Annotated in this window: 8 protein-coding genes and 3 pseudogenes; 5 read left to right on the top strand and 6 right to left on the bottom strand. The window is 68.0% G+C overall.

The features are described 5' to 3' along the window. Positions 1-36: 36 nt before the first annotated feature. From RKD20_RS45640 to RKD20_RS45630, 3 genes and pseudogenes are all read right to left on the bottom strand, one after another. Positions 37-453 (bottom strand): annotated as a pseudogene (locus tag RKD20_RS45640) (sigma-70 family RNA polymerase sigma factor); the annotation flags it as partial. Between the two features lie 103 nt (positions 454-556). After that, complete coding sequence (locus RKD20_RS45635) at positions 557-1,306, bottom strand: SDR family oxidoreductase (protein WP_424882907.1); 750 nt, start codon at positions 1,304-1,306, stop codon at positions 557-559. 158 nt (positions 1,307-1,464) lie between these two features. Then, positions 1,465-2,370 carry an AraC family transcriptional regulator gene (locus RKD20_RS45630; protein WP_424882906.1) on the bottom strand — a complete coding sequence of 302 codons (906 nt, stop codon included), beginning with the start codon at positions 2,368-2,370 and terminating at the stop codon, positions 1,465-1,467. 149 nt (positions 2,371-2,519) lie between these two features. On the opposite strand from RKD20_RS45630, the gene RKD20_RS45625 reads away from it, so the two are divergent. Then, on the top strand, positions 2,520-2,837 hold the full coding sequence (locus RKD20_RS45625) for a putative quinol monooxygenase (RefSeq protein WP_424882905.1): 318 nt from the start codon (positions 2,520-2,522) through the stop codon (positions 2,835-2,837). A gap of 97 nt (positions 2,838-2,934) precedes the next feature. Next, entirely contained in the window at positions 2,935-3,903 is a 969-nt protein-coding gene (locus tag RKD20_RS45620; RefSeq protein WP_424882904.1) for an alpha/beta hydrolase, read from the top strand. 47 nt (positions 3,904-3,950) lie between these two features. Here the strand turns inward: RKD20_RS45620 and RKD20_RS45615 are convergent. Further along, a pseudogene (locus RKD20_RS45615) lies at positions 3,951-4,545 on the bottom strand (site-specific integrase); the annotation flags it as partial. 19 nt (positions 4,546-4,564) lie between these two features. Here RKD20_RS45615 and RKD20_RS45610 point away from each other — a divergent pair. Next, complete coding sequence (locus tag RKD20_RS45610; RefSeq protein WP_424882903.1) at positions 4,565-4,723, top strand: hypothetical protein; 159 nt, start codon at positions 4,565-4,567, stop codon at positions 4,721-4,723. Positions 4,724-5,082: 359 nt separating this feature from the next. Here the strand turns inward: RKD20_RS45610 and RKD20_RS45605 are convergent. Further along, a pseudogene (locus tag RKD20_RS45605) lies at positions 5,083-5,385 on the bottom strand (transposase); the annotation flags it as partial. Positions 5,386-5,454: 69 nt separating this feature from the next. Further along, positions 5,455-7,758, bottom strand: a complete 2,304-nt coding sequence (locus tag RKD20_RS45600; protein ID WP_424882902.1) for a beta-L-arabinofuranosidase domain-containing protein — start codon at positions 7,756-7,758, stop codon at positions 5,455-5,457. A gap of 1,411 nt (positions 7,759-9,169) precedes the next feature. Here RKD20_RS45600 and RKD20_RS45595 point away from each other — a divergent pair. Beyond that, on the top strand, positions 9,170-10,597 hold the full coding sequence (locus tag RKD20_RS45595; RefSeq protein WP_424882901.1) for a glycoside hydrolase family 43 protein: 1,428 nt from the start codon (positions 9,170-9,172) through the stop codon (positions 10,595-10,597). A gap of 199 nt (positions 10,598-10,796) precedes the next feature. Continuing rightward, positions 10,797-12,353, top strand: coding sequence for an alpha-L-arabinofuranosidase B (locus RKD20_RS45590; RefSeq protein ID WP_424882900.1), 1,557 nt, complete (start codon positions 10,797-10,799; stop codon positions 12,351-12,353). Positions 12,354-12,382: the final 29 nt, after the last annotated feature.

Genomic DNA, 12,382 nt, shown 5'->3' with positions numbered 1-12,382 from the left:
GCGAACAAACGGTGCGGCAGCTTCAGGGTCAAAGCGTCAGCGCGGCACTGCCCACTCCTCCACCAGGAGCCTTTCCCACAGCTGGGCCAGAGTGCGGGCCGGCAGACGGGAGACATGCATCTGGGAGATGCCGACCTCCTGCGCGATCTGCGACTGGGCCATGCTGCCGAAGAAGCGCACCAGCGGGATCCGCTTCTCCCGGGGCGGGAGGTTCTCCAGCAGCGGTTTGAGCGACGCGCGGTACTCGACGCTCTCCAGCACCGCTTCGTCCGCTCCCAGTCTGCCCGCGACAGCCGGAGCGTCGTCGTCGGTGTCGGGGACGGACAAGGACAGCGTGGAGTGGGAGGGCTCTGCCGTGGCCGTCGTGAGCGCCAGTCACAGCTCCTGCAGGCGCCGCGGTACGTGCACCGCCCAGCCCTTGTCGCGGAAGTGGCGCTTGATCTCGTTGGTCAGGTTCCCGTTCATCGGGATGAGCGCCCGGCGGCGAGCCGACCCGCTGCGTGGACGCGGGGCCGGCTCCTGGCATCAGTGGGGCGTGACCTTGCCTGCCGGCTGATCACTGCGCCTGGGAGAGCGAGACCGCGTCGGGGCCGGCGGGGAATCGCAGCTGGCCTGTCGTGTCGTGCACGGCTCGCCACACTGTCTCGGCGACGTCGCTCTCCTTGGTGAACAGGTCCTGGCCCGTGAAGTCGCTCATGGCCTTCTTCGCCCATGGTGCGTAGGGCGCCGGGACCAGCTCGTCCAGCGAGGCGCCCTTCGTCGCGTTGGCCGCGAAGTTCGTCGTCAGGCAGGCGCCCGGCTGGACCGTCTTCGCCTGTACACCGAAGGGCGCGAGCTCGAGCGCGAGGGATGCGGTGAACCCCTCGATGGCCGTCTTGCTCGCCTTGTAGACGGCCGAGAGCGGCATGTGCCCCAGCACCACGCTCGAGGTCACGTTGACCACCACGCCGGAGCCACGCTCGCGGAATTGGGGCAGCACCGCCTGCGTCATCGCCATCACGCCGAACGTGTTGGTCTCGAAGACCTCCCGCACTCGGGCCATGGGGGTGCCCTCGAACACGTTGATCGAGGGCACGCCCGCGTTGTTGACCAGGACATCGATGGGGCCCGCGGCCTCGAACGCGGCGGTGATGCTCTTGGGCCTGGTCACGTCGAGCTCGATGACGCGGAGCCGGTCCGGCTCGGGAAGGACGCCTGGACGCGGCGTCCGCATCGTGGCGATGACGTTCCACCCCTGCGAGTGGAAGTAGAGGGCGGTCTCCCGCCCGTACCCGGATGAGGTTCCGGTGATCAGAACTGTCTTCATGGTGTGCCCCTTTGCGATGTGGTGGGATCCACACGGGTGGGCAGGCATTTTCCTGCTCCCCGGGAGAACCGGTGATCCCATTGAATCGCTCTGACCTGCGCAGATAGTAGAACTATCCTCGCCACTCCTTGCACGATCCTCCAGTAAGGCCACCCAGCTCAGGGCAGGAGACCTGCCGGCGCACGCACGGCCTGACGCAGGCGGGCGGCGTCCTGGCTGGGGGGCGCGCCGAACTGGCGGCGGTACTCCCGGCTGAACTGCGACGGATTGTCGTAGCCGACGCGGTGGCCGACTCCGGTGACGTCTCCGGGGTGGGTGGCGAGCAGCAGCCGGGCCTCCTGGAGCCGGATCTGCTTCTGGAACTGGATGGGGCTCATCGCGGTCACCGCTTGGAAGTTGCGGTAGAAGGCGGAGACGCCCATGCCGGACTGCCGCGCCACGTCCTCGACCCGGAAGGGCTGCGCGTAGTGCTCGCGGATCCAGCGCACGGCCCTCGAGATGTGACTGAGGCTGCTGTCGGCCAGGCCGAGCTGGCGAACCGTCGCACCCTGCTCGCCGGTGATCAGACGCCACAGGATCTCGCGCTTGACCAGCGGGGCCAGTACGGCCCGGTCGCGGGGCTCGTCGAGCAGGCGCAACAGCCGTACCACCGCGTCCAGCAGTGCGGCCGGAGCGTCACTGACGGCGATCCCCGACGGCGCGCCCCCGCTGCTCCGGGAGGCGTCTCCGGGCCCGGCCTCAAGCAACAGCTCGGCAACTGCGGACGGTTCCAGGACGAGACCGAACCCCAGCGCCGGCTGCTCGGGGTCGGCCTGCGTGAACTGCCCGGTGACAGGCAGATCGACGGATGCGACCAGGTACTGCCCGGGCCCGTACTCGAACACCCTCTCGCCCAGGGCGAGGCGTTTGGCGCCCTGGGCGATGACCGCCAGGAGCGTGCCGGACATCGAAGGTGCCGGCGGATCAGGGCGGTCGACCTTCGAGATGAGGACGCCGTCGACGGCGGTGGTCCAGTCGGGCCGCGCATGGCGGGCCAGCAGAGTGCGGAGTTCTTCGAGGTACATGCGTCCATTGCAGCACCATTCCGCGCCGTGGCTCCCGAAGTCGCGAGGATCGTGCAAGGGCGAACGAGTATCGGTCTAACGTTTCCGCAGGTCAACGCGCTTGAATGGAATCACCGCACTCCATCACCGCAGAGGAAGAGAAGGAATCCATGATTGCCGACTACGGCTTCAGCGCCACCCTGACCGCCAGGCCCGGTATGGGCGACCAGCTCGTCGACCTGCTGCTGACCGGACTGAACGAGGGCAGCCCCGGCGCGAGCGAATACTGCCTCGTCTACCTCGTCTCCCGCTCCGCGTCCGACCCCGACGTCGTCCACGTCGCCGAAGGCTGGACCAGCGAGGAGGACCACCACCGCGTCTTCGCCGGCCGGACCGCCCAGGCCCTCGTGGCGCAGATCGCCCCGCTGCTCGCCAAGGACTCCGAGTACACCGACCATGTTCCGGTCCGCGGCAAATTCGCCCTCTGACCCGCCGAACACCCCAGCCGCTGCCGCCTCGGTGCCCGCCGAGGTGGCCCCCGTCCTCACCCGACCGTCCCGCCGCCACCCACGAGAGGCAACGACCATGACCACAGCACGCCCCTCCCTCGACCCCGAACTGCATGAACTGCTGGCCGACATGCCGCTGATGTCCCAGCTCAGCCCGGAAGTGCTGGCGCAGGTACGCCCCTTCTCCTCGATGCCCGTCGAACCCCTCCTCGAAGGTCGCGCCATCGACCGGCGCGAGGTCACCGTCGCGAGTCCGGACGGCACCCCGATCCCCTTGTCCGTCTTCAGCCCCGCGAACAGCGATCGCACCGCTGCCGCACCCTGCGTCTACTGGATGCACGGCGGCGGAATGGTCATGGGCGACCGCTTCTCACAGATCGACATCCCGCTGGAGTGGCTCGACGAGTTCGGCGCCGTCGTGGTCTCCGTCGACTACCGGCTCGCGCCCGAGTCCACCGGCACCATCCCGGTCGACGACTGCTACCGGGGACTGCTCTGGATCGCCGACCACGCCGCCGAACTGGGCATCGACCCCGCCCGGATCATCGTCGCGGGCGCCAGCGCGGGCGGCGGCCTCGCCGCCGGCGTCACGCTGCTGGCCCGCGACCTGGGCACCCCGACGATCGCCGCCCAAGTCCTGATCGGCCCCATGCTCGACCACCGCAACACCACCAACTCCAGCCTCCAATACGCGAACGGGCCCGGCGTCTGGACCCGCGAGATGAACGGATTCGGATGGCGCTGCCTCCTCGGCGACCTCACCGACGACGAGGTACCCGCGTACGTCTCACCCGCCCTGGCCGACGACCTCGCGGGCCTGCCGGCCACCTACATCGACACCGGCTCCGCCGAAGTCTTCCGCGACGAGGACACCGACTACGCCACCCGCATCTGGGCGGCCGGCGGCCAGGCCGAACTCCACGTCTGGGCAGGCGGCTTCCACGGATTCGATGCCCTGTACCCACAGGCACACATCTCGGCAACAGCCCGCCGCACCCGCACCGACTGGCTCGCCCGGCTCCTGTCCACGAACCCCGCCGCATAGGTGAAGCCGACGAGTTCCGGTCGTAGGCTTCAGCCTTGGCCAAGACCTCAGCGTCTGCTGTCTTCGGGCGCGAGCAGGCTGGTGACTTCGGCGACCGCCTCCGCCGAGGGGTGGACGCAGCGCCGTACGTTCTCCGGCTTCTTGTACCGGGACTTCGCCATCAGCATGGGCAGGCTGGCCGGACCAGCCCGATGTCCGGGCACACGTAACGCGGCGCGAGGACCTTGCTGGAACCGGCTTGCGGTGAGTGACGAACACCGGCCCGCGCGCGCGGCCCTTGATCAGCCGGGGCGGCAGGCGGGCGGTGCCGGCGTCCCAGTACACGGGCTCCATGACGTAGTCCTCGCGCGGGACACCTCGGCGGCGGGTACGCGGCTTCGAGCCCTTGGCCTTCACCGGGGCCCTGCGAGCGGCAAGGTCCAGCTCCTCGATGTTGACGACGAGGATCTCCTCCGCCCGCGCGACGGTCTCGTTCAGCATCCGCAACAGCGTCTTCTCCCGCAGGTGGACTTCGCGCCGGACGATCAGCCGGTCCACGGCCATCTTCGAGCGGGCAGGGGTCTCCGAGTCCGGCGGAGGCATCCGCTTCACCCAGGCCGGGGCAGCCGGGCCGTCGTGTCCGCGCTCGACACACCAGCCCAGCTGCTCCGATTCCTCGACCGTGTCAGCACAGCTCACCTGCGAACAGCTCGTCGACCGCCACGGTGTGACCTGCGAGCCGTTCCGTGCGTTGTTGATCGATTACCTGGAAGAGCCACGGCTCCGCCTGGACTACAGCACGCTGGACAACCTCGCCCGCGCCCTGACCCGTATCTTCTGATCAGACCTGGAACGTCATCACCCCGGCATCGACTCCCTCGTCCTGGCGCATAGGCCGGTATCTGTGCGATCTACTCGGTCATCTACGGACCGCTCGCGGCAACCGAAGCGAGCCGGCCTGCTCCTGCAGGGCCGGGCTCGTCGCAACGGTGGGACACCGCAGCCGGAGCTCGGCGACGTCCTCCCGATCTGCCGCGAGGAACCCTCGCCGGTCGGCCGACCTGAAGTGGACGTTCCATGGCAGCCCAGAACTCACCCAGGCAGCATGGGGGCGATGCGTCAGCGCACCCCAGCCGCGTCCACCGAGGTGACCACCGTAGGGACGATGAGCCCGGCCAGCGCAGACACCAATCCCAGCACGGAATCCAGGACGACGCGGGTGACATCGACGAGGCCGGCGTCGCCCAGTCGGTGCACGACGGCCTCGTGCAGGCGGCCCCAGACACCCGCTCTCGACCAGATCAGGAACCGTCGGTGAGCCGTCGACTTCGATATCCCGAAGCACGGCGGAAAGGCGCGCCATGCGCACCCGCTCTCCAGGACGCGGACGATCGCCGCAAACAGCGTCTCATCGGGCGTGTCCTGCGTTCCGCCGCCTAGCGACCGCACCCTGGACGGTGGGGTCAGCGGCTTCGCGATCTCCCACAACGCGCCCGGAACGATCCAACTCCAGGTTCCTCACCCCATGTTGAGGCCAAGGAGAACGACCAAGCCCTCCTTCCGTGACGGACGCTAGTTCAGCACGATGCGCCAGCGGTTGTCGGCGGTGCCGTCGTCCGCGTCCTGGACCGCGAACGCGCCGGCCGCGGTGGAGTTGCCCGCGATGGCGAGCAGCTTGCCGCTGTTCACGTTGCGGATCTTGTAGGTCCCGTCGCCCTGGTCGAGCAGGATCCATTTGTGGTCGGCGGTGCCGTTGTCCGACCACTGCAGGACGGTCGCACCGTCTGCCGTGTCCATGTTCAGGACGCCGAGCACCTTGCCGCTGTTGGCGTTGCGGAATCGGACCGCGCTTCCGTCAGTGATCATTTCCCAGTTGTGATCGGCGGTGCCGTTGTCCGTCCATTGCAGAGCGCGGCCGCCGTTGGCCGTGGACATGTTCTGGATGCCCAGCAGGAGACCGCTTGCCGCGTTGGCGAGACGGACGGTGTTGCCGGTGGTGTTCCAGTAGACGGTGTAGTTGAAGCCGTGCGCGTCGTAGAACGGGCCCAGGTTGACGGTGGAACCGCTGGAGGTGGCGGTGAAGGCGAGTGAACTGCTGCTGGTCCGTTTGACCGAGGACGTGGTCAGCGACGGGAGGGAACTGAGCGTGGTGTCACCGTAGTTGCCGGCCAGGACCACCGGGCCGTAGGTGATCGCGGCGACGTTCGCGTTGTCGTTGGCCGCTCGGATGCCGATCCGCATGGGCAGGCGGACGGTGACCGTGTCGCCGGAGGCCCACGAGCGGTTCAGGGTGGCGTAACTGCCGGGCGTGGTGGTGATGTTCTGCGCGAGGCCATTGACGCTGACGGTGGCCCCGGTGGTCCAACTCGGTATACGGATGCGCATCGCCCACGTTCCGCTGACGCTGCCGGTGACCTGAAGGGTCGTCGTGTCGCTGACAGGGTAGGTCGTCGTCTGGGTGACGGTGATACCGCGCTCCGTCCAAGTGAGCACCGACGGCACGAACATGTTCACGGTCAGCGTGGTGTCGTTGTGGAAGTAGATGGAGTCCATCAGCCTGGTGTGCATCTCCAGGCCCGTGCCCTGGCAGCACCAGAAGGTGCCGTAGTCGGTGCTCCAGGTGCCGCCGCCCAACGCCGGGCCCACACCGCGCCGGCCTCCCGGCTTGAGGGGGGTGAAGTAGGTGACGTGGCCGTGGTCGTCGGCCGGGTTCTGCTGGCCGATGATCTGGTTCAGCCATGCCCGCTCGTAGTAGTCGAACAGCGCGACGCGGTTCGGGTCCAGCGTGAACAGCTCCCGGGTGAGGGTGAGCATGTTGATGGTGTTGCAGCTTTCGCACGTGTCGTTGGTCAGGTAGCCGGCGATGGCGTTCGGGGCGCGGAAGTGCTCCGCCTGGCTGTTGCCGCCGATGGCGTAGGTGTGCGCGTTGACGGTGATGTCCCAGGCGTTGGTGGCGATGTCCCGGTAGCGGGTGGTGCCGGTGGCCTTGTACTCCCGGGCGGCACCGATCCACTTGGGTACCTGCGTGTTGGCGTGAATGCCGTTGAGCTGGTCCTGGTTGGCCGCCAGCGGGTCGAACACCGCGGCGTGGTCGAACCGCTGGGCGACGGTGAGCCACCGCGCGTCGCCCGTCTGCTGGTAGAGATCGGTCAGCACGGCGTTCATGCCGCCGAACTCGACGCGCAGCATGGTCTGCATCTGCTGGGTGGTCAGCCGGCCGGTGCGCCAGTCGACCCATCCGGCCAGGGCGAGGAGCACGTCCCGGGCTTGTGTGCTGCCGATGTGGCGCCATACGTCCAGCAGGCCGGTGAGGGTCTTGTGGATCGTGTAGTACAGCACCTCGCCACTGGTTCCCTGCTCGAGAGCAGTGAAGTTGGACTCGGGGTAGCCGGAGAGGTACCCGGCGTTGAAGCCGGCGGCGCTGTTGTTGGCCTGGCACTTGGCCAACTCCGCGACCATGTAGGTGGCCTTGTCCCGGCAGGTGGTGTCCCCGGTCACGGCGTACGCCTGTGCCCATGCCGTGAGGAAGTGCCCCTGGATGTGGGTGCGGAAGCCGAAGTTCGGCGCGTCCCAACCGCCGGTGGCGGCCGCGCCGTTGGTGGACAGCTTGTGGGTGGCGCGGAAGTTGTACAGCAGCCGGTCGACATCGATGAACCGCAGGTAGTTCTGGGTGCGGTTCTGGTTGTCCAGCCACCGGCTCGCGGTGAGTCGGACCCGGCCGAGTTCGAAGGGGTGCGCCAAGACCCCGATGTCGGTCCTCGCGGGGGTGATGGCCGCTTGGGCGGAAGACGCGCCCAGGAAGGATCCGGTGGCAGAGGCGGCCACGGTGGTCCCGGCCAGTTGCAGGAGACGACGCCTGCTGACGGAGGAAGACATCTTGACCCTTTCGATACGGCAGAGCGACTGCTTGGACTTTTGATGTGCCGGCTCACACGTCCGACGGTCGGGCGTGGCGCGTTCACGGGCTTGTGTGCTGCGGACGCGGCGCCTTACGGCCGACAGACCGGCGACACCTTCCTCACGTGGTTCGACTTTTCAAACGTCGTCCGAAATATGGAACGCGGATCTTCGCTGACACATGGGATGGATTAACGGATATGGACGTTGGTTGTGTCTAGCCTGTGAGCACAAAATTCTTACCGGCTGTCGGGTCATCCCGTTGTTCTGCGGCCACGTGCTGCGGGGGTGCAGTTCCACGCCCCGGTACACGATGGCCTGGTCACGGTCCGTGCAGCCGCTCTGTGAGTGCGGGTTGGCGGTCAGCTTCGCGTACCCGGCGGCGTGGGGCGCGGCGCGGGCCTTCGCCTTGGCGGCCATGCGGGTGAGGTCGGTGCCGGTGTGGAGGAGGGCGGGGTGCGCGAAGGCTCCGCCCCCGGCCACCGAGGGGGTGGCGACGCCGGCTAGACCGACGACTGCGGCCCCCGGGGCCCTGAGCATGGTGCGCCGACTGCTCTGTCGTGTCGCGTGCATGTACAGGAGACGGGGGGACGGCGAGTCAATAACAGAAACTGGGTGGACCTTGTGCAAGTGATCGCCTGACGGGGTCGAGCGCTGCGGTTGGGCTGGTGACCGAGGGTGGGGCCGGCTGCTGGTGGGTGCGCTGGGGGTCGTGCGGGCGGAGGATGTTGCTGGATGCGCGGGAGCGGAGGCGGGCGCTCGCGGCCTACTCGAGCCACCGCGGCCTGCCCGGCCCGGTCCTCGGCCGACGTTCCCGGAAGTTGCGCTGGGCGTCGAGCAGGGAGACCTTGTTCGCGCCGCCGGCCATGGCCGGTCAGCGGAACCGGGCCCCGTCGTCCGCCCAGAAGCGGACGGGGCGCATCTCGTATGAGCCGGGCGAGGGGGCCGGGTGAGTGCCGGATCGCTCATCTGTACGTTCGATGGATCGGATGTGTCGGATGTATTGACGCGCCCTCTTTTGCGGATTTAGCCTCTGCCCGATTTCACGAACAGCGTTCGATATATCGTTCACGATGTCTGATCGAATAGTGAGTTGGCTATGAAGGCTTCCGTCCCAAGTGCCGCCCACCTAAAACGCCTTCACGGGCGCTGAGAGGCGCAGACGCCCGGCCCATGTCGCAACCCCCACCTTGGCGGACACACGTGCTCGCGCGCCCTGACCCGCCGTCACCACGGCGTCATGGGCGAAGCGGCGAAACGCCGTCGTTCGGACCCGGCCTTCCAACTTGCGCCGCAGCCGGGTCCCGTCCCGCCCACTCCGAGACCAAGTTCCTCCGCCGCCCCGCTCCCCCTTAGTCGGCGGTGGCACCCGCACGCGACAGGAGATCCCATGTCTGCGCTCCGCGCCCGGCTGACGGTGATATTGCTCGCCGTCTGTCTCCTCTTCACGGGCCAAACCCTCACCACACCCCAACGGGCGGCCGCCGCCGACCCCGGCTACCTGATGGTGCATTTCACCGGCGATTCCGCGACCGGGCAGATGCTGTACCTCGCGCACAGCTCGGACGGCCTGCACTGGAACGACCTCAACGGCGGAGCGCCGGTCCTGAACTCCATGATCGGCACGAAGGGTGTGCGCGACCCCGCACTGGTGCGCTCTCCTGACGGGAACAAGTACTGGATCGTCGCGACCGACCTGTGCATCCGCTGCGGCTCGACGTACACCAACGGCAGCCCCAACTTCGTGGTGTGGGAGTCGACCGACCTGGTGACCTGGTCGAAACCGTGGCTGCTCGGCGCCGCCGGACTGATCCCCGGCGGAAAGAACGCGTGGGCGCCGGAGGCGATCTGGAACCCCGAGACCAACGACTACGTCCTGTACTGGGCGACGAACGCCACGGTGAACGGCATCTTCAAGTACCGCATCTACTCCGCCCGCACCAAGGACTTCCGCACCATCACCACCCCGCAGATCTGGATCGATCCCCCCGGCAGCACGCCGGTCGTCGACACCCAGATGACAGAGGTGCCCGCCGGTACCGGCCCCTACCGCTACCTGAGGGTCTCCGGCGACGGCCAGAACAACGTCGAGGGCAGCAACTCGATCCTGGGGACGTGGACCAACCTCGGCAACCTCTCCAGCATCGGCCTCACCGGCAACGTGGTCGAAGGCCCGGTCTGGATGAAGTTCAGAGACCGCAATGAGTGGGCCCTCTACATCGACTACAACAACCCCCAAGGCGTCCGCGAATACAGGCCGATCCTGACGACCAACCCGTTCGACGTCAGCACCTACCGGCTTCAGGATGCGACCGGCTACGACATGGGCGGCACCCCGAAGCGGCACGGCGCGATCATGACCCTCACGGCCGCCGAGGAGAGCCGCGTGCTCGCCCGCTGGCCCAACACCCCGGCGCAGCGGCTGCAGTCGTACAACTTCCAGGACCGCTACGTGCGCCAGATCAACTTCGACGTGCGCATCGACCCGAACGTCAGCCCCGTCGAGGACTCCGAGTTCCGGATCAGGCCCGGCCTGGCCGGCACCGGCACCGTCTCCTTCGAGTCGGTGAACTACCCCGGCTACTTCCTGCGGCACGCCAACTACGACTTCCAGCTCGCCCTCTTCGACGGCAGCAGCCAGTTCGCCGCGGACGCCACCTTCCGCAAGGTCGCCGGGCTCGCCGACTCCACCTGGTCGTCGTTCCAGTCGTACAACTACCCGGACCGCTACATCCGCCACTACGCCTACTACTTGAAGCTCGACCCGATCACCACCACGACGGGGCGCGGCGACGCCACCTTCCGCGTGACGAGCTGACCCGACCGTCTCACGGTGAGGCCTCACCGTGAGCGCTCTGCGGAGTCCGCCGTTCCGGCGGCGGACCCAACAAACTCCGGCGATGGCGCCCGCCGCCTTGGCCGGCCCCCGGAGCCACCGTCCGGGCCGGGCTGCCGCCGTGATGGCGGCACCCGGGAGTTCCACTCACCTCCCACTCCACTCTGCGTAGGAGTTCTTCATGATCAAGAAACAGTGGATGCGCCGCGCCCGACGCGCGCTGCTGGCGGCAGGGGCCACCGCCGCCCTCGCCGCCGGCCTGCTCACCGCCACGGCCGCCCCCTCGCAGGCCGCCACCCAGGGGCCGTGCGACATCTACGCCGCGGGCGGCTCCCCCTGCGTCGCCGCGCACAGCACCACCCGCGCCCTGTACGGGGCGTACAACGGCCCGCTGTACCAGGTCAAGCGCGCTTCCGACAACGCGACCAAGGACATCGGCCTGCTGAGCGCGGGCGGATACGCCGACGCCGCGCAGCAGGACTCCTTCTGCGCGAACACCAGCTGTGTCATCTCCGTCATCTACGACCAGTCGCCCAAGGGCAACAACCTCACCCAGGCACCAGGGGGCGGAGCCGCCGGCGGGCCTGACAACCTGGCCAACGCCGTCGAGGCCCCGGTCACGGTCGGCGGGCACAAGGCCTACGGCGTCTACGTGGCCCCCGGCACCGGCTACCGCAACAACAACACCAACGGCATCGCCACCGGCGACCAGCCGGAAGGCATGTACGCGATCTTCAACGGCAAGCACTTCAACGGCGGCTGCTGCTTCGACTACGGCAACGCCGAGACCAACAACCTGGACACCGGCAATGGCCACATGGAGGCCCTCTACTTCGGCAACAACAAGGGTTGGGGCTGGGGCAGCGGCAACGGCCCCTGGGTCATGGCCGACCTGGAGAACGGCCTGTTCTCAGGGGTCAACCGCGGCTTCAACGCCAATAACCCGAGCGTCGACCACCGGTTCCTGACCGCCATGCTCAAGGGCGGCGCGAACCAGTGGGCCCTGCGTGGCGGCGACGCCCAGTCGGGCGGCCTGTCCACCTTCTACAACGGAATACGCCCGACCGCCTCCGGCTACAACCCGATGCACAAGGAAGGCGCGATCATCCTCGGCATCGGAGGTGACAACAGCAAGTGGGCCCAAGGCACCTTCTACGAAGGCGTCATGACCCAGGGCTACCCCTCGGACGCCACCGAGAACGCCGTACAGGCCAACATCACCGCCGCCAACTACGACGGCGGCTCGACCAGCACCGGAACCCTCACCCCCGGCTCCCGGATCTCTCTCAAGGCCACCACCTCGCCCTGCTGCACCTCGCACTACCTGCGCCACAACGACGCCGACACCAAGGTCGTCATCTCCAACATCACCGCCGGCAGCCCGGCCACCGACAAGGCCGACGCCACCTGGATCGTCCGCGCCGGCCTGGCCAACACCTCCTGCCTGTCGTTCGAGTCCGTCGACAAGCCCGGCCAACTCCTGCGCCACTACAACTACCAGCTCAACCTCAACTTCGACGACGGCGGCAGCGCGTTCGCCAAGGACGCCACCTTCTGCCCCACCGCGGGCAACAGCGGCGTCGGCACCTCCTTCCAGTCCGCCAACTTCCCGACCAAGTACCTCCGCCACTACAACTACACGGCCTACATCGCCGGCAACGGCGGCACCAACGCCTGGGACAACACGACGTCGTGGGCCCAGGACACCAGCTGGCTCACCGCGGCTCCCTGGAACTGACGAGGGACGGAACCCGTGGGCGGCTCCGG

Origin of the sequence: Streptomyces sp. SLBN-8D4, assembly GCF_049739545.1 — a bacterium.
Lineage (GTDB): Bacteria > Actinomycetota > Actinomycetes > Streptomycetales > Streptomycetaceae > Streptomyces > Streptomyces canus_C.
This window is presented reverse-complemented; position numbering and strand designations above follow the sequence as displayed.